The organism is Lactiplantibacillus sp. 7.2.4 (assembly GCF_018991185.1).
Classification (GTDB): domain Bacteria; phylum Bacillota; class Bacilli; order Lactobacillales; family Lactobacillaceae; genus Lactiplantibacillus; species Lactiplantibacillus pentosus.
In genome coordinates, this window is record NZ_JAGYGS010000004.1 from 56,401 (window position 1) to 74,052 (window position 17,652).

Below are 17,652 nucleotides of genomic sequence, written 5' to 3' on the forward strand. Positions count from 1 at the left end.
CAAGCCATTGCCGGTCCAAGCTACCGTCAAATCTTCCGGGCCACGCCATTTTCTGACCAAGGTGCCCGTCAAATCTCCTGCGCCTACTCATTTTGAAATCAGCCCGAAATCACCGTCAAACTAACACCGCCGGCAATCAAAAACTGGCCCCCAGACTTCAAGAATTCAGCATTCTCGAAGTCCGAAGACCAGCATTAGTTAATTTACATTTAAGCGATAGCTGCTAGACCCGTGGCCGCCGACGATACACAATGTAACGGCGGTAGAAGTATTGATATGGAATCGCAATCGCGTGAATCAACCGGGTGTACGGGAAGAAACCGAAAATTGCAAAGCCACAAACCACGTGAATCTTGTAAATCCACGGTACGTTGGCCATCAACCACCATTTTGGTTGGAAGTAGAACAAGGACCGCGCCCAGACTGATAAAGTCGTCCGGTAGTCAAAGGTCGGGTGAAATGGCCCGGACAGCGTTGATGATAACCCTAAGATAATCGTAATCAACAGGGCTACGTTGACCATCAAGTCGCTCCACGAACTGGTCATGAAGACCCGCACATTGGTGAAACGCCGGTAAGTCAGGATAATCATCCCAGCCAGCGCTAACACCCCCGCACCGGTCCCCATCATCAGGGAGCCAAACATATGATACATTTCATCCGAAATCCCTAGGAAATCCGTAAAAGCTTTGGGAATCAAAATTCCTAAGATGTGGCCGAAGAACGCTAGGATAATCCCAACGTGAAAGGTGATCGCACCAATCATCAGCTTTTTCTTTTCTAGCATTTCACTGGAAACTGCGGTGACGCTAGCTGGATAAAACTTGAGTCGGATAAAGGTTCCGAAAAAGAACGATAACAACATGGCATACGGGTAAATGACCCATACGACCACGGAGAAGAAATCTTTCATGACGCCACGACCCCCGTTTCGACACAGGTTCGTAAGGTGGCCCGAACGACCTGTAAAAGTTGGAAATACGGATCATCCAAGTCCGCGGCGGCATTTTGCAATAAGGTATAGGTGCCATCTTCAATCACTTGAAAGGCGAGCTTAATATCTTGTTGCCGGGCGTCCCCTTCGAAATGACCGTATGCCAGGAATTCTAGCAGCAAGGGCAAAAAGTCTGCCAATTCACTGTTGACCGTCGTCAAGCCAAACATTTCATACATCATTTTGAGTTTGGCCAGAATCGTGCCGCGTTCGCGTGAATCCGTCATCTTGTAATAGCTCATGTACAAGGTGTAACGCTTATTCATTTCAAACAAGCCGGCATAATGGGCCTGCTGTTCGAGTGGTGTTTGAGCGGCAATCGCATCAAAGGCGGCCAACAACTTCGCTTTTTGCGCGTTGATGGGATAGCTCATGAGTGCCGCGCGGTTACTGGCGGTGAACGTCTCCTCATCTGGATAATCAACCAGTTGCGACAGTGTCACCAAGGCCGGTCGGATGGTTGTCAATTGTTTAAAATTAATCACGCCAAATCCCCCCGTAGAAACTTTCTGCGTAAATCTGGTTGGTCGATTCACCAGCTTCAGCCTTCTTGAACATACTGCCGTGTTGTGGTGCTAAGGCACAGCCGGCACATTCATCGTAGCCTAAGCCACCCTGTTCACTCTGCGCATCCTCGACCTGTTCCTTGTGATTTTGTGGAATTACGAAGCGGTCTTCATACTTGGCGATTGCCAGTAAGCGATACAGTGAGGTGGCAGTACCCGTGGTCAAACCGACACGTTGTAACTTGGCAACGTCAAAGTCCTTGCCACTGGTCTTGGCCCGCATGTACAACCGCATCATCGCTAACTTGTAGAGCGCGTGCTTGATTGCCGGCACATTGCCACCAGTTAGTAAACTAGCCAAATAATCCACTGGAATCCGCATTTCGTCGATCCCTGGGAAGATCATTTCAGGGTCTTTGATCGAATCGCGGCCTTCAAAGTAATTCATCACTGGTGACAGCGGTGGGATGTACCAAACCATTGGCATTGTCCGGTATTCGGGATGCAATGGAAAGGCAATTTTTTCTTCGACTGCCATCCGGTAAATTGGTGAATTTTGTGCCGCTTCCAGCATTTCTTCTGAAATCCCGTCAGCCAACGCTTGTTCGATCACTTCTGGGTCATTGGGATCCAAGAATAAGTCCAGTTGGGCTTGATAAAGTTGATCTTCTTCAGGCGTCTCAGCAGCTTCTTCTACCCGGTCAGCGTCATAGAGCATGGCACCAATGTAGCGAATCCGGCCAACACAAGTTTCGGCACAGACAGTTGGTTCACCCTCTTCGATCCGTGGGTAACAGAACGTGCATTTTTCCGCTTTGTGGGTCTTCCAGTTGAAGTAGACCTTCTTGTAAGGGCAGCCAGTCATGCAGAAACGCCAACCGCGACACCGTTCTTGGTCCACCAGCACGATACCATCTTCATCACGTTTATACATCGCACCAGAAGGACAGGATGCCACACAGGGTGCGTTCAGACAGTGTTCGCAGAGCCGTGGTAAGTACATCATGAAGGCCTGTTCAAAGTTGACCTTGATGTCGGTCTCGATTTTTTCCATGTTGGGGTCAGCCTTGAAATATTCGGGTGAGCCTGCTAAGTCATCATCCCAGTTAGGCCCCGTCTTCAAGTCCATCTTCAGTCCGGTAATTTGGGAACGGGCCCGCGCAACCGGCTGATGCGACTTTTCTGGACCGAATAAAGTTTGATAATCATAAGTCCATGGTTCGTAATAGTCATCTAATTCTGGCATGTCGGGTTGATAGAAAATCTTTCCGAGCGCGATCTTATTGACTTTGTTCCCTGCCCGGAGTTGAAGTTTCCCCTTGCTGTTGAGTTCCCAACCACCTTTATAGTGGTCTTCGTCCTCCCAACGTTTCGGGTAGCCGACCCCTGGTTTGGTCTCGACGTTATTAAACCACATGTATTCCGCCCCAGGCCGATTGGTCCAAGTGTTTTTGCATGTGACTGAACACGTATGACAACCAATACACTTATCGAGGTTTAAGACCATCCCAATTTGTGCTTTAATCTTCATTCCAGTTCACCTTCTTTAACTTCCGTACGTTCACGTACAGGTCCCGTTGGTTACCGATTGGCCCGTAGTAGTTGAACCCGTAGCTCAATTGACCATAGCCCCCGACCATCTGAGTCGGTTTGACGTGAATTTGGGTTGGCGCGTTGTGTGACCCACCCCGATTACCGGTAATGGTCGACAACGGTTCTTGAATTTCCATATCTTGTGCATGGTACATATACATCGTTCCAGCAGGCATCCGATGCGAAACAACGGCCCGCGCTGTGACGACCCCGTTACGGTTGTAGATTTCCAGCCAGTCGTTATCCTTGATGCCGGCTTTATCGGCGTCGACCGGACTCAACCAGACGTTAGGACCGCCCCGGAACAACGTTAACATTTCGAGATTATCGTAGTACATCGTGTGAATGTTCCACTTGCCATGTGGCGTCATGTACCGCAATGTCAGCTCATGGTCGGCTGGTGCAACATCCGTATCTCCAGGCGCCATAACTTGTGGTGGTAAGGTCGGCTTATAGTTGGCCAAACTTTCACCATATTCTTGGAAGATTTCATGGTCCAAGTAAAATTGTTGCCGCCCAGTCAAGGTCCGGAATGGCACTAACCGTTCAACGTTGACCGTAAATGGTGAGTAGCGGTCGCCGTCATGCTTAGCCGACGTAAAGATTGGCGTCGGAATGGCTTCTGCCGGTTGCACCGTAATACTCTTAAACGTCATCTGCTCTTCAGTCCGACCGGCACTAATATCGCTCAATGGCCGACCAGTAACGGTTTCAGCATTGGCCCAGGCCTTCTTGGCCACGTGACCATTCGACGTACTCGACAGATGCAAGATCGCATCAACGACGCGTTTGTCTTGGTCGAGCTTTGGACAGCCTTCGTTGATACCGCGGTCATATTCACCCAAGATATCCTTGAGTTCATCGTATTCCGGTGACACATCATAACTGAAGCCTAGACCACCGACTTTGCCGCGGGCATTTGGTCCTAACGCAATGTACTTGTCATAAACTTGGGTGTAATCCCGTTTGATCAATGACAAGGCTGGCATCGTTTGACCAGGAATCGCGTCAATTTCACCCTTCTTCCAATCACGAATCTCACCTAATGGTTGGCTGATCTCGCCCTTGGAATCGTGGCCAAGTGGTTGGGTCTTCAAGTCGTACTGTGGCGTTGGGTAGTACTTTTTCGCCATATCAGAGAACGTCTTGGCTAACGTCTTAAACTGTTGCCAGTCACTCTTGGATTCCCACATTGGGTTGATGGCTGCGTTGAACGGGTGAATGAACGGATGCATATCCGTCGAGGACAAGTCAGCTTTTTCGTACCAAGTTGCCGCTGGTAAAATCACGTCGGAGTACATCGGCGTTGCGACCATCCGGAAGTCCATGTCAACGACTAAATCGAGCTTACCGGTGATCGTGTCATCGTTCCACACCATTTCTTCTGGTTGACAACGACTATTGGATTTTGCCAACAAGCCATTTTCAGCCCCTAACAAGTGTTTCATAAAGTATTCTTGCCCCTTACCAGAAGAGGTAAAGAGGTTCGAACGCCAGATGAATAGGCCTTTCGGTTGATTTTGATTGGCATCTGGGTCTTCCGCCGCAAAGTGCAACTGACCAGATTTCAATTCTTCAACCACGTGCTTCGAGATTTCATTGATGTCAGTCGAGTCATACTGTTTAGCGAATGCCAGCGAACTGCGATCAAACTGTGGATACGATGGTAACCATCCGAGCCGAATCGCAAGCTGGTTGTAGTCCGCCGCATGTTCATAGGCGTGTGCAGAGCCACTGACCGGTGACTTCTGTGCGGCATTATCGAGTTCATCGTACTTCCACTGGTCAGAAGCAAAGTAGAAGAACGAGGTCCCGTTTTGTTGCCGGGCACCACCCGCCTGCCAGTCATTGGCAAAGGCAATCGTACTCCAGCCCTCTTGTGGCCGTAATTTTTCTTGGCCGACATAGTGCGCCCAGCCACCACCAGAGACGCCTTCACAACCACACAACATCAAGTTGTTGATGATCGAACGATACGTCATGTCAGAGTTGAACCAGTGGTTGATACCAGCACCCATGATGACCATTGTCTTACCGCCAGTATCTAAGGCGTTTTGGGCAAACTCGCGGGCGATTTGAACGACTAATGAGGCTTTGACCCCGGTGACCGTCTCCTGCCATGCTGGCGTGTAGCGACTGTTGACATCATCGTAACCACTCGCTGCCAATTCATCGTGCGTGCCTTGGTCGATCCCATATTGAGCCAACATTAATTCGTAAACGGTCGTGACTAACTGTTGTTGACCATCCGCGAAAGTGACCGTTTGGACGGGGACGTGGCGTTTGAGCACGCCATTTCCATCAGCATCGAAAGTTGGAAAATCAATCACGACTTGTTGTTCGGCGTTAATCGTGAGTTGTGGGTCGATGTCGTTGCCGTCTGCGTCTTTCAAAGTCAAATTCCACTGCTGACCAGCTTCCCAGCGTTGCCCAAGCGTCCCATTTGGCACGACGACTTGCTGTTGATTCTGGTCAAAGACGACTGGCTTCCATTCCGCATTCACCGCTGACTGCTTGCCTTGTAAGTCAGAGATTCGAACGAACCGTCCAGAGGTGTAATCGCTATCATTAGCCGCACTCGGTTTCAGCATGACCATGAATGGCAAGTCCGTATATTGCTTGGCATAATTCAAAAATTCTGGCGTTTGGCGATTCTGGTAGAACTCTTGCAAAATCACGTGCGTCATGCCTTGTGCCAAAGCGGCATCGGAACCCGGATTAGGTGCCAGCCAGTTATCCGCAAACTTGACGTTTTCTGCATAATCTGGACTGACCGCCACGATTTTGGCGCCGTGATACCGGGCTTCCGTCATGAAATGGGCATCGGGTGTCCGCGTCAGTGGGACGTTCGAGCCCCACATCATAATATATTGACTGTTGTACCAATCCGCTGATTCGGGCACATCGGTTTGTTCACCCCAGATTTGTGGGGAAGCCGGTGGCAAGTCCGCGTACCAGTCGTAGAAGCTGAGCATCTCACCACCAAGTAGTGACATGAAACGAGCTCCGGAGGCATAACTGATCATCGACATCGCCGGAATTGGCGTAAACCCGGCCAACCGATCCGGACCATACGTTTTAATGGTGTAAAGTAACATGGCTGAAATCAATTCAAGTGCTTCTGGGCGATGGACCCGCACCATGCCGCCATGACCACGAGCTGACTTATACAGCTTAGTCTTTTCTGGGTCTTCGACAATGCTGGCCCAGGCGTCTAACGGATTAGTGTGCGCGTTTTTGGCATCCGTCCATAATTGCCATAATTTGCCCCGAATATAAGGATACTTGATCCGAACCGGACTATATTCATACCAAGAAAAACTAGCCCCCCGCGGACAGCCCCGTGGTTCGTATCCAGGCATGTTCACCCCACATTCCGGATAATCCGTTGCCTGATGTTCCCAAGTAATGATGCCTTGCTTAACATACACATTCCAGCTACATGAACCGGTACAGTTGACGCCGTGAGTCGTGCGGACCACTTTATCATGCGACCAGCGTTCCCGGTAGAGTCGTTCCCAGCGCCGGCTATTTTCTTCCAGCTGTGTGAACGTGCCGTTGAACTTCTCGACGTTTTTAAAGAACCGAGATTTCTTCACCGATAAGACCTCCTTTATCACGTGTAAACGGCTTGAATTAAAAGTAAGCCATTTCCCTAATATCTATGGTAGCAGGCGTTTTGTTATACTTCGACTAGGGAAACACCTATATTTTTTCGTTTTAGCCATTGAATTTTAAATGGGCCTTATCGGTCAACAACGCCGAACGGATGCGGTTTTACCATTTATGGCGCATGAATGAAATTAGACGTCTGATTTTAAGAATAGTTACCATTAAAATTAGCATCTTTAGATTATGATTCACAAAATTCGCACAATATTTAATATGTAGAAAGAAGATGAGCACATGCTAAATCGTTACGACCGCCAAGAACGCGTGGCCGCCATTGGTGCCGCTGGGCAGGCGAAGATCAGCGCGGCGACCATCTTAATTGCCGGCGTCGGCGCTTTGGGTAGCTATGCGGCTGAACAGCTCGTCCGTTCTGGCGTCGGTCACTTGATTCTGGTTGACCCAGATACGGTGTCACTGACGAATCTTCAGCGTCAAACGCTATTTACGGAAGCCGATGTGCAGCAGCGCGCCCTCAAAGTTGACGCAGCAAAACGTCATTTATTGGCAATCAATCATCAGGTTGACATCACGGCAATGCCCACATCGCTATCCGGTGACCTTTTACAGGAAACGACGTTCGACCTGGTTCTCGATTGTTTAGATAACTATGGCGCACGGATCTTATTGAATCGAGCCGCGCTCGTGCGAAATTTTGATTATATTTTTGCAAGCTGTGCGGGGACGTTTGGTAGCGTGATGCCGATTCGAGCACGCCAGCACGCTTGCCTCAATTGTGTCTACCCCAATCTTGCTGAACTTCAGCAGACTGACTGTGACTTACTGGGTGTCAACACGGCGCTCGTTCCAATTATCGCTGGTCTACAAGTTTCACTCGCACTACATTATTTAGTCGATGCCAGCACGGTCAACTTCGACCAACTCACCACGGTCGACAATTGGCAACTGTCACAACAAGCATTTCGCGTGCGTAAGAATCCGGCCTGTCCAACTTGTCAGCGCACCGATTGGGACTTGACTGAGCCCGCGATTCCGAATCAGGTACAAGTCCTCTGTGGGACGGAGACCTATCAGGGCCGCTTGAATAGTCGGCCCCAACTCGCAGCAATCAGTGACTGGCTCGTCGACCGTCAGTTAACGGTCAACGCCCACGCCAGTTTTGTCAGCTTTACCGCCGAAGACAAAACTGTCAGTATTTTCAAAAACGGTAAGATCCTGCTCTATGGTCTACCTGATATCACAGCCGCAACCCAATTATTCAACCGGTTACAAACCCAATTAAACCCATTTCTGGAGGTGAGCGTTTCATGACTCGTGCTTGTATTTTGACCGTCAGCGATACCCGCGACTTGCGAACGGATAAGTCTGGCAAATTGATTGCCTCACAGCTTGAAAGCCATGGGGTCACTGTCATGGCACGTCACGTCGTCATTGATGACATCGTAGACATTCAGCAGCAATTCCTGGCCTTTGAACAACTCGGACCCGACCTGATCGTCACGAATGGCGGTACTGGCATTGCGCAACGCGATGTGACGATTGCCGCACTGACACCGTTACTGCCTACTATGATTCCAGGCTTTGGTGAAGCCTTCCGAGAGCTGTCGTTTGAAGAAATCGGCACCCGGGCGCTAGCTTCTAAAGCCGAAGCTGGTTTCAACGTACGCAACCAGCTCTGCTACTGCCTACCCGGGTCTACTAATGCCTGTCGCACGGCCCTGAATCAATTGATCTTACCTGAATTTGAACACTTGCTATATGAACGTCACAAATAACGAAACAAGGAGTAATCGCTATGTTAACTAGAAGATATCCGATCTCAATTACCGAAGCCCAAGCTAAAATCAACAACGTTGCACTGCCAACCGTCACCGAAACGATTCCTGTCGCAGAAGCCAATCACCGCGTCTTGGCTGAAACGGTGACCGCCCCCTTCGCCTATCCGCATTTCCGGCGGTCCGGTGTTGACGGCTTCGCGATTCGCCACGCGGACGACCACGATTATCCACATGAATTTAAAGTCGTCGGCAACGTCCCAGCTGGCGCCACCTTCCATCAACCACTGGGCCAAAATGAAGCCGTCCGTATCATGACGGGGGCGGACGTCCCAGTTGACGCTGGTGTCGTTGTCATGCTGGAAAAGACCCGCGACCTCGACGATCACCACATCAACATCGTCGTTCCAGAAAAGCACAGCAACATTACCGAAATCGGCGAAGAATATCAGGCCGGCGATGTTTTGATTGAAAAAGACACCGAATTAAATCCCGGCGGACTGGCTGGTTTGACGGCACTCGGCGTTCAAAGGGTTACTGTTTATCGGCAGCCACGCGTCGCAGTCATCACGACTGGTAGTGAATTGATGGCAGCTGACGAACCCGTCCAAGAAGGTAAAATCTACAATAGTAACGGTATCTTGATTCCTGAACTCGTCCGTGAAAATGGCGGTATCGTGACGAGTGTTGAACAGCTCGTCGATGACAACGATTTGCTCCAAGCTTCGCTCCAAAAAGCCATTGCCGAAAACGACATTGTTATCACAGACGGCGGCGTTTCAGTCGGTGACTTTGACTTCATCGGCGATACAGCACGTCAAGCTGACGAATTGTTGTTCAATAAAATCAAGCAGCGTCCCGGTAGCGTCACCACCGCGTTCGTGCAAGACCAGACCCTCGTCATGGCCTTATCTGGTAATCCGGGCGCCTGCTACACTGGCTTTTACCTGTACGTCGAACCATTGTTACGGCGGTTTGTCCATCAAGCTACTCGCCTGCAAAAAGTCACGTCACGCTTGGCCGCGCCATATCATAAGACCAACGGCTTCGACCGCATCCTACGCGCGACTTACACCGTTGAAGATGGCCAGTACGCCACTTATCCGAATGGCCCTGACCGTTCAGGCGCGCTCAGCAACCTACAAACGACGACGTGTTTGATTAAGATTCCACACAGTAACCAACCGATCGCACTCAATGCCGAGGTGGAAACATGGCTCTTACCTTTCAAATAATTGGTTATAAAAAAAGTGGTAAAACGCTGATTACGACGGCTTTGGTTCGGCAACTCAGCGCACAACAATTACGCGTGGGCGTACTCAAACACGACGCCCATGATAGCAGTATGGACGTGCCTGGCACCGATACCGCACGTTTTAGTGACGCCGGTGCCCACGCCGTCCTGCTACAGTCAGCCAACGGCACGTTTTATCATCAAACGACACTGCAAATGCCGCCCGTCAGCGCTTTGATTGCGCAGCTCCCGGCGACGACCGACGTTATTTTACTAGAAGGATTCAAGCAAGCCGACTACCCCAAGTTGGTCTTGCTACGACCAGAAGATCACGCGACCGATTTTGCCGCGTACCCGAACATTCAAGTGTTCGCTAGTTTAACCGCCCATCCAGACGCAACGCTGATTGGGGCGCCAGCCATCTGCGACTGGTTTCAACAGCACTACTTAACGGACTTTAATTTCAAGGAAACGAAGGACTGATTTCTATGACAGATTCATTGACGCATTTTAACGACCAGAACCGCGCGAAGATGGTCGACGTCACCGACAAGGCCGTCACTCACCGCGTCGCGACCGCCACCGGCCAAATCTCGATGCACCCCGCGACGCTTCAGCGGATTCACGATGGTCAAATAAAAAAAGGCGACGTACTCGCAGTCGCCCAAGTGGCTGGTATCATGGCAGCTAAACAGACTAGCAATCTGATTCCCATGTGCCACCTGATTCCACTGACGGGCGTCGACATTCATTTTAGCGATAATGACACCGACACCATCACCGTCGACGTGCTCGTCAAGACCAAACACGTCACCGGCGTTGAAATCGAAGCGTTACTTGCCGTTCAGGTGACTTTACTGACGATCTACGACATGTGCAAGGCAATCGACCGTGGGATGCTGATCAGTGACATCCACCTCGTTGAAAAAGATGGTGGCAAAAGCGGCCACTTCGTTTATCACGACACACCGGAATCATAAGAAAGAAGGCCTAGAAATGCTGGGAATCGTTTTAGCAGGCGGTCAATCGCAACGCTTTGGTCAAGATAAAGCCCGTTACCAGTTGACCAATCAGCCACTCAACAATGTCGGTTTGGCTGCGGCCAAGTTACAACTACTGTGCGAGCACGTGATTGTTAGCGCGAATGCCAACAATTTCAGTGCGCTCGCGGCCCAATTTGCAAGCGACCAGCACGTGACCGTCACCCGCGATCAAGCCCCGTTTGTACAGCAAGGTCCGCTCAGCGGTATCTACGCGGCAACCTGTCTTTCGCCTGAACTCACTGACTACTTGTTATTAGCCGTCGACTATCCCCTAATGACCACGACCATTTTGACGACTCTAACGACCGCAGCCAACTGCTACGCGGCCACACCGACGCGCGACCACTACCTCGTCAGCCACTTTCAAACGAGTCAAGCCATCGTCCGCGACGATTTATTATTAGGTGATTTACGGGTCAGCCACTTTATGACCGCCACTTGCCAGGCTGTTCCCATCACTTTTCCTGCTAGCCGTGCACTAATCAATTTAAATAAACTGGAGGCACTTACAGATGTTAACTAAAGCAGACATGTCCGACCGTGATTTTCAAAAATTATTACAGGTGGCCCTGACCGACTTAGGACTTCGCCAGACCATGCTCGAAAACCGCGTCAGTGAAGTCAACGAAGAAATGCGCTCACTTGAAAAAGATGATCAATTGGATAAACTCGATATGCAGCTACGCGCCGTCCGCCAAGACTACGAACACTACCGGCAATTCGTCGATCCTGATTTCAAATTAGATATTGCGGATCAATACCGGGAATCTTAAGCGCTGTTTTGATATTACTTTCCAAATCAAAACACACCAGCTGAGGCCCTCTGGGAACAGTTCAGGCTTGCGTAAAGTTGCTTTATGTCCGCGTCCTAAGCCGGCTTACAGGCGTTTCTGACAACGCTGGATAATATTCGAAAGGCAGACATATGCGGACCCAACCTTTTAACGGACTAGTCGTCGATTCTTCGTAAACAGTCTTTTTGGTAATAAACCGTTTATGACTATTTTTTGACGAAAGCGATCATACTCGTGTTTAATTACAAGACTCAGCAGCATTACTGAAGGTTGTATAGATTTTATCTACTCGCCTGAGCTGACAAAACCTTTATGCTAAGTGAAAGCCAGGACTATCGACTAATTTCATGGCATTTTACCAACATTTGGATGGTCGGGTAACATTTAAATGCGACAAATCAGTGTAATGCTGATCCAAAGTTTGTTTGAAGTTACTGCAACTAAATATTCATTGGTCAATTGCACTAAGATAGGTGGCCGTTCATCCGCCATTCGAGCGAGTTCCCGACTGGCCGGCCCGCCGGACAATGCTCAAGGGCGAAGTTCTTCTTGTCCGGGCGGGTTTCCCGGGCTAGAAGAAGACTCGTATTTGAAATTGCGCAGTGGGTTGCTGCGTGAGTTCAAATCGATGTCCGCCCTGTTCCAGCGTTGTCAGCCGGCCCCGGAAGTCGGACTAAGGCACGTATCGGCTGACGGACAGGAATCCACCAACTGGCATGATTTAATCATGCTTCAAGACAACTTAATTAGCACAATGATTTCAAGACGCTACCCATTAACTATAGTAATAAGGTAAAATAAATAAGTTGGCATAAATCTGATAAAATATTCCATTTATGTATAATTGTAAAAAATAAAAATGTGTAAATCGGTTTCAAACCGTTGTAATCATGGTATGATAAAGGAGGAATAAAAAGTGACCTTAGCTGAAAATGCCAATCGACCAAATTATCAACAGGTCGTTGACCAACTCTACCAGACAAGCGATTTTGACTTTGTCGGTATTGCCCTACAAAGTGCGCAACCGCCCCATCAGATTACTTGGCAATACGTTGCCGGAAATCAAAGTGAGCAGTTTCGTAATATCGTATTGCGTAGTGGGATTGGCATTGCCGGATTAGTGGTTCGCACGGGTAAACCATTTTGGAAGAATGCGTTACGTGCCACCAGTTACAGTGATGCCCTGTATACCCCGATTGCCGCCAGTGAATCATTGACGGCGGCCGCAGCGATTCCGATTCTAGCGACCCCCCTTCGATTAGTCGTCGGAGTGCTGCTAGTCGGCTTTCCCGTTATTTGGCCACTTTTTAATTCGGCGAAGGGAGGCCGACTTTTTGCTAGAATCAAATCATTGGATTCAACAATACTTTGCAGAGGCAACGGATGCGGTGCTGATTTTTAAAGATGAACAACTCGTCATCAGTAATCAACTCGCCCGTGATTTGCAAGCGGAATTGGATTTCGACCCCAATTATTTAGTACAAGTCGCGGATAACGCGGTTCAACAAAAATTTAATACGACTGATGATTGCTTTGACTGTGTCATCCGCAATCTGATGCCGGAAATTTCGATTCCAATTACGCTGGCGGTCAACAAGCCCCACCCACTCAATTACTTTCTCATTTATCACGTCATCGACAAAAACGAGCGGGTCTTCTCACTGACGCTCAAAAATCGGGGCACCATCAAACGAATGGATCAATTGGCGCAACAACGGCAACTGAACGCATACGTGAACCGGGCACACGAAGAGGAACGTAAGAAAATTTCAGCGGACCTTCACGACAGCATCGCCCAAGGAATTTACTCCGCAATCATGGGCGTGCGTCGAATCAGCGATGATCAAGCGAATTCCAGTCAGACCCAAGCCTTGACTCAAGTGATTGAAACACAACTGGAAGATACCTTAGCCGAAGTTAAAGGTATGGCACTGGACATTCGACCTTCAGTCCTAGACAATTTCGGCTTATTAGCCGCGTTGCGGGCCCTCGCCAAACGTCTCCAGGCTAACTCCGGCGTCACGATTACCGTTACCGGCCAGGATAAGGCAATGCCGCTCTCGACCGACGTGCAAAACGTGCTCTACCGGTTGGCCCAGGAGTCAATCAATAATGCCCTTAAACACGCCCACGCTAATGAAATCAATTTGTTATTAGTTGCCCATCATCACTACGTTACACTCGAAGTCATCGACGACGGCCAAGGTTTTTCAGTTCCTGCGCAATCCGGGTTTAACGGGCACTCACTGGGACTATTGAATATGAATGAACGGGTCAAAGCACTCAACGGCACGTTTGGTATTCATTCGCAACCTGGACACGGCACCACCGTTACGGCAAAGTTTCCGATGGCTAATGAACCGAATTAAGTCGGTTATCAAAAGCTCGTGCCTAGTTGCTAATTAGTGCCTGACACGAACGAGAGCTATTGCGGGTCAACCTGGTGTATCGAAGCCAACTGGCAAGTAAGCAGTCACGCTGAGATTGCTCGCTCACAACTGAACAGGCTGGACAAGCCTTGCATTACCGCCCCACCAAGTTTACCAACCGCACGACACCAGTGTTACCTTTTGCCATATTTGCCTATTTGCCAATTTACATAGAGGAGTTGTTTTATCATGTATCACGTCTTAATCGCGGATGACCATGCCGTCGTCCGTTCAGGGTTAGCCTACTTAATTAACCAACAACCTAATTTTGAAGTTATCGATGAAGCCGCGGATGGCACTTCGACCTACCTACGCGTTGAACAAGGTGACGTGGATATCCTCGTCATGGATTTAAGCATGCCCCCTGGTGAAAGTGGCCTCATCACGACCCAACGCATTCACGAACATTTTCCGGATGTCCGGATCTTAATTTTGTCGATGCACGAAGAACAGGAGTACATCAATAAAGCGCTACATAATGGTGCCATGTCCTATATCATGAAGAGTTCTTCTGACGATGAATTACTGAAAGCCTTGAAAACGGTTGCGAGCGGTGAGGAATATGTCGATGCCAATATCGTCATGACCAAATCCGATGTTCAGCAAATCAATTCAGACGGTGTCGACACGAATCTGACCGGCTACAATGGTCTGTCCAAACGTGAACGCGAAGTCTTCCCACTGGTTGCGTTAGGCTACTCCAACAAGGAAATTGCTGCCAAACTGTTTATTTCAACTAAAACGGTTGAAGCGCATAAAGCCAATATTATGCATAAACTAGCGCTCAACAACCGCGCAGATTTGATTCGCTACGCTATTCACCATCATTTGATTGACTTCTAATCGGCACGATGGGTGGCGTCTTTAACTTAATTGTTTCACCGCAGAATCTAGCACTGGCTGGGTTCTTTTTTTAACCACATTTAGCTACTGGACGTCTGAGACGGGTGAATTGGTCATGGATTCATGCTTAAACCGGCGCTTCGCCGAGTGGCGTTATTTGCATCTCAAACGGGCGCAGTAGTTGGCTTGGGTTCGTCTACCGATGGGGCCCCTATTTCGTCCTCGAAAAAGCCAGTTCGCGCCCACGCCGACCACTAATCTACGCCAGCTCACACGGTTTCCAATATTCTTCAGCAGGCGTAATTAAGCCTTTTTCGATGAAACACGCCAACAAAATTCACGCCACGTAATATTAGTCATTTCCCCAATATCTAATACCGATGCAGTCCGCTAAACTAGGGTTAAAAGCACTTGGAAGGAGCACTACCTCATGGCACATAATGTTAGTCAAGATGAAGAACTATTAGGAATCCTACGGGACGTTGCGACCCACCGTTTTCACCAAGGAAGACAAGTCAATCCCAATTCAATGCTCTACCAAACAGTGAGCGTGGCTGTTGAACGTGGTTACCTGAACAACGCGACCCTGGACGACAACTACAGTCATACCTTGGCCAGTATCGACCTGACCAAGGCGACGTTAACTGAAGCGGGCACGACAAAATTGCAAGCCCTTACCAATACCAACGATAACAATGATGGTAATGAAGCAGCCGCCGCGACAGATACTGACAACCAACCAGAAGCATAGGAGGCCGTTCATGGATATTCAAGAAAAATTAGCTGCAAAGTATGATAACATCGCCATTTATACGGCTGGCTTCTATGCGGATCCTGAAGATGAATTGGGGACCCGTAGCAAGCTCAGCGAGACTTTAAAGTCATTCACGATGAACCAACACGCAGACACCCCCTTCTCACTGCAAATCATGACGACGAATGGTGAAATCAACGTCATGCCACTGGGTCTGCTGAGTTTGGATGAATTAAAAGCCTACGAAACTAAACGCCGTGAAGAAGCTGGTCTCAGTGCAGATGACGATTCAATTCCGTTGGTCGTTCAATTTGCACCTCATACTGAAAAAGGCCAAGTTCAAAAACAAATCGTAGACAGTACGCAAGCATTATTCGCAGACTTTAATACGCAATTTGCCAAAATCTGGGCCGTGGTCAAAGCAGACCTGCAAGTCAATCAGAACTTGTTGGTGACAATGGAACGCGATTTGATCGCCGATAGTGTCGATGTCCAAAGTGAGTATCAAAACAACTTCAAGATGATGGATGCCGCCACTCGGAAGTCTAAATTAGGTTTCGAATTAGCCGACGAAGACTTGGGCCATTTTAGCGCGTACATGGCTGACATGCACGAAATTCAGGCAATCGTTCTTTCAGCAGCCGCTTTCGTCAAACATGAGCTTTTGGGTGACGATTTATTTGCCCAGGTCATGAATGACAAGGTTTCACGCAACACCCTCTTCTGGGTACTGGATAATACTTTTTATGAGACGCTTTACTATTTCATCGAGAAGAATCGTGAGACGACCAATGGTGACAAACTCGTCAAACATCTGCATCATCAGAAAAAACTACTGATTATCAACATGCGCAACGATGCCTATCAGCGCGCACAAGCGGCCCTGGATGATACGACAACTCGAATCGACATGGACAAGTATTTCAGCGATATTTTCGTCCCAATTGCCGAACAACTGGCCCGCGAAGTGGATCAATTTCAAGATTAATGGGGGCAAACATGCATGTTACTAGATTATGACGTCGCCTTGGAAGACGATTTTCAACAATTACTGGCCCACCTACCTGCCCCTGTCCGTGATTTATTAACGGACGTCGATACTGATGCGCACCATGAGCGCCAAGCGGTTTACACGCTGTTTGGTGCCGGTAGTCCGACATCCGAATTGACACAAGCCGTCGAGTGTTTGGCGCTGGCGACCAATCTGAATCGTGCCAGTTTCACACCTAAACCGACCCTGAACGACTTGGCCATCAGTAAAGCACAGGCCTATGCCAGTCAATATCTGGGCCAACGTTTCAATCAGTTAGTGGTTCATGCGACTGGTCTAGCCGATACCACGAAACAAGACCTATTTACGGCCGCCACCGAGTTACCGCTCGCTAATCTCAACCGGTTGCGACTGAACTTCAACCAGCGCGAACGCATTGCCGACTTTCTAAAGGATACCAAGGATCGCTCGGCCCGACTGACTGGTCTGAGTGCGGAACTCGCCGCAAGTCTTGCCGATACCGACGCAGCTGTGAGCGGCCTAGCCCGCGCCATCGGGGAAACGATTGGGATCATCGCCAAGATTCACCATGACGTTCAAGATACGCGGCAGATCGCCGATTTTCATGAACGACTGTTACGTGGCGACTACCCATTGCCGCTACTCTTTGGCTTTGAAAATGAAGCGGGTTATTTCTACGACTTCTTCCATCAAGCGCACCAGCCCACTGCCGACCAATTCGTGGCCGCCCAACAAAAAGTCCTCGCGACTGGACTGGAACCCGCCCTCACGATGGCCAATGAACTGGTCGATCAAGCCCGTCTGGATTGCCAGCAATTACCCGCCGGTGACACGCGCCAACGCGTTGAACGGGCCTTGGAACGACTGACAGCAACTAACAGCGAAGCATAGGTAACGAGACGAACATTGATGGGCTCGTCGACAACCGTTGCTAGCGGATATTCATCGTTATCATTCTGGTTCAACCTCATCTCACATCAACAACTAGCCGCATCGAAGTCCTCCAGGTGGATCACTTCGATGCGGCTGTTGTTTGGGCAATTGT

At 49.3% G+C, this 17,652-nt stretch carries 17 protein-coding genes; 13 read left to right on the forward strand and 4 right to left on the reverse strand.

Annotated elements, in window-relative coordinates:
* Positions 1–223 precede the first annotated feature (223 nt).
* From narI to KGF70_RS02255, 4 genes are read right to left on the reverse strand one after another with little or no spacing between them, the layout of a single operon-like run.
* The gene (gene narI / locus KGF70_RS02240) at positions 224–913 is read right to left on the reverse strand and encodes a respiratory nitrate reductase subunit gamma (protein WP_003638514.1); all 690 of its coding nucleotides are present in this window, start codon (positions 911–913) and stop codon (positions 224–226) included.
* On the reverse strand, positions 910–1,479 hold the full coding sequence (narJ, locus tag KGF70_RS02245) for a nitrate reductase molybdenum cofactor assembly chaperone (protein ID WP_088769646.1): 570 nt from the start codon (positions 1,477–1,479) through the stop codon (positions 910–912). The genes narI and narJ overlap by 4 nt, the downstream gene beginning before the upstream one ends.
* Positions 1,472–3,031, reverse strand: coding sequence for a nitrate reductase subunit beta (narH, locus tag KGF70_RS02250; RefSeq protein WP_216767586.1), 1,560 nt, complete (start codon positions 3,029–3,031; stop codon positions 1,472–1,474). Before narH ends, narJ begins: the two co-directional genes overlap by 8 nt.
* Positions 3,021–6,692 carry a nitrate reductase subunit alpha gene (locus KGF70_RS02255; protein ID WP_216767587.1) on the reverse strand — a complete coding sequence of 1,224 codons (3,672 nt, stop codon included), beginning with the start codon at positions 6,690–6,692 and terminating at the stop codon, positions 3,021–3,023. The genes narH and KGF70_RS02255 overlap by 11 nt, the downstream gene beginning before the upstream one ends.
* A 307-nt stretch (positions 6,693–6,999) precedes the next feature.
* On the opposite strand from KGF70_RS02255, the gene KGF70_RS02260 reads away from it, so the two are divergent.
* The 13 genes from KGF70_RS02260 to KGF70_RS02320 all read left to right on the forward strand — a co-directional run bounded on the left by KGF70_RS02260 (position 7,000) and on the right by KGF70_RS02320 (position 17,498).
* A complete protein-coding gene (locus KGF70_RS02260) occupies positions 7,000–8,034 on the forward strand; it encodes a HesA/MoeB/ThiF family protein (protein ID WP_216767588.1) in 1,035 nt (344 codons plus the stop codon).
* A complete protein-coding gene (locus KGF70_RS02265) occupies positions 8,031–8,498 on the forward strand; it encodes a MogA/MoaB family molybdenum cofactor biosynthesis protein (RefSeq protein WP_216767589.1) in 468 nt (155 codons plus the stop codon). Before KGF70_RS02260 ends, KGF70_RS02265 begins: the two co-directional genes overlap by 4 nt.
* 20 nt (positions 8,499–8,518) lie before the next feature.
* Positions 8,519–9,733, forward strand: a complete 1,215-nt coding sequence (locus tag KGF70_RS02270) for a molybdopterin molybdotransferase MoeA (RefSeq protein ID WP_216767590.1) — start codon at positions 8,519–8,521, stop codon at positions 9,731–9,733.
* On the forward strand, positions 9,712–10,215 hold the full coding sequence (gene mobB / locus KGF70_RS02275) for a molybdopterin-guanine dinucleotide biosynthesis protein B (protein WP_216767591.1): 504 nt from the start codon (positions 9,712–9,714) through the stop codon (positions 10,213–10,215). Before KGF70_RS02270 ends, mobB begins: the two co-directional genes overlap by 22 nt.
* A 5-nt stretch (positions 10,216–10,220) precedes the next feature.
* Positions 10,221–10,712 (forward strand): cyclic pyranopterin monophosphate synthase MoaC, encoded by a 492-nt coding sequence (gene moaC, locus KGF70_RS02280; protein ID WP_050340068.1) that lies wholly within the window; start codon positions 10,221–10,223, stop codon positions 10,710–10,712.
* A 16-nt stretch (positions 10,713–10,728) separates the two neighbouring features.
* A complete protein-coding gene (locus tag KGF70_RS02285; protein ID WP_216767592.1) occupies positions 10,729–11,298 on the forward strand; it encodes a molybdenum cofactor guanylyltransferase in 570 nt (189 codons plus the stop codon).
* Positions 11,288–11,548 (forward strand): hypothetical protein, encoded by a 261-nt coding sequence (locus KGF70_RS02290; RefSeq protein WP_216786391.1) that lies wholly within the window; start codon positions 11,288–11,290, stop codon positions 11,546–11,548. Before KGF70_RS02285 ends, KGF70_RS02290 begins: the two co-directional genes overlap by 11 nt.
* A gap of 937 nt (positions 11,549–12,485) precedes the next feature.
* Positions 12,486–12,971, forward strand: a complete 486-nt coding sequence (locus KGF70_RS02295) for a GAF domain-containing protein (protein WP_253955596.1) — start codon at positions 12,486–12,488, stop codon at positions 12,969–12,971.
* The gene (locus KGF70_RS02300; protein WP_216767594.1) at positions 12,904–13,938 is read left to right on the forward strand and encodes a sensor histidine kinase; all 1,035 of its coding nucleotides are present in this window, start codon (positions 12,904–12,906) and stop codon (positions 13,936–13,938) included. The genes KGF70_RS02295 and KGF70_RS02300 overlap by 68 nt, the downstream gene beginning before the upstream one ends.
* Positions 13,939–14,187: 249 nt before the next feature.
* Positions 14,188–14,841 (forward strand): response regulator transcription factor, encoded by a 654-nt coding sequence (locus KGF70_RS02305; RefSeq protein WP_050340064.1) that lies wholly within the window; start codon positions 14,188–14,190, stop codon positions 14,839–14,841.
* Between the two features lie 430 nt (positions 14,842–15,271).
* A complete protein-coding gene (locus KGF70_RS02310) occupies positions 15,272–15,592 on the forward strand; it encodes a hypothetical protein (RefSeq protein ID WP_088769654.1) in 321 nt (106 codons plus the stop codon).
* A 10-nt stretch (positions 15,593–15,602) separates the two neighbouring features.
* Positions 15,603–16,583, forward strand: coding sequence for a hypothetical protein (locus tag KGF70_RS02315; protein ID WP_065674677.1), 981 nt, complete (start codon positions 15,603–15,605; stop codon positions 16,581–16,583).
* Positions 16,584–16,598: 15 nt separating this feature from the next.
* Positions 16,599–17,498, forward strand: a complete 900-nt coding sequence (locus KGF70_RS02320; RefSeq protein ID WP_216767595.1) for a hypothetical protein — start codon at positions 16,599–16,601, stop codon at positions 17,496–17,498.
* The last annotated feature ends 154 nt before the right edge of the window (positions 17,499–17,652 follow it).

Coding starts and splice junctions, on each gene's coding strand:
- narI (WP_003638514.1), bottom strand. CDS start 913: ATGAAAGATTTCTTCTCCGTGGTCGTATGGGTCATTTACCCGTATGCC.
- narH (WP_216767586.1), bottom strand. CDS start 3,031: ATGAAGATTAAAGCACAAATTGGGATGGTCTTAAACCTCGATAAGTGT.
- KGF70_RS02260 (WP_216767588.1), top strand. CDS start 7,000: ATGCTAAATCGTTACGACCGCCAAGAACGCGTGGCCGCCATTGGTGCC.
- KGF70_RS02265 (WP_216767589.1), top strand. CDS start 8,031: ATGACTCGTGCTTGTATTTTGACCGTCAGCGATACCCGCGACTTGCGA.
- KGF70_RS02270 (WP_216767590.1), top strand. CDS start 8,519: ATGTTAACTAGAAGATATCCGATCTCAATTACCGAAGCCCAAGCTAAA.
- mobB (WP_216767591.1), top strand. CDS start 9,712: ATGGCTCTTACCTTTCAAATAATTGGTTATAAAAAAAGTGGTAAAACG.
- moaC (WP_050340068.1), top strand. CDS start 10,221: ATGACAGATTCATTGACGCATTTTAACGACCAGAACCGCGCGAAGATG.
- KGF70_RS02285 (WP_216767592.1), top strand. CDS start 10,729: ATGCTGGGAATCGTTTTAGCAGGCGGTCAATCGCAACGCTTTGGTCAA.
- KGF70_RS02290 (WP_216786391.1), top strand. CDS start 11,288: ATGTTAACTAAAGCAGACATGTCCGACCGTGATTTTCAAAAATTATTA.
- KGF70_RS02305 (WP_050340064.1), top strand. CDS start 14,188: ATGTATCACGTCTTAATCGCGGATGACCATGCCGTCGTCCGTTCAGGG.
- KGF70_RS02310 (WP_088769654.1), top strand. CDS start 15,272: ATGGCACATAATGTTAGTCAAGATGAAGAACTATTAGGAATCCTACGG.
- KGF70_RS02315 (WP_065674677.1), top strand. CDS start 15,603: ATGGATATTCAAGAAAAATTAGCTGCAAAGTATGATAACATCGCCATT.
- KGF70_RS02320 (WP_216767595.1), top strand. CDS start 16,599: ATGTTACTAGATTATGACGTCGCCTTGGAAGACGATTTTCAACAATTA.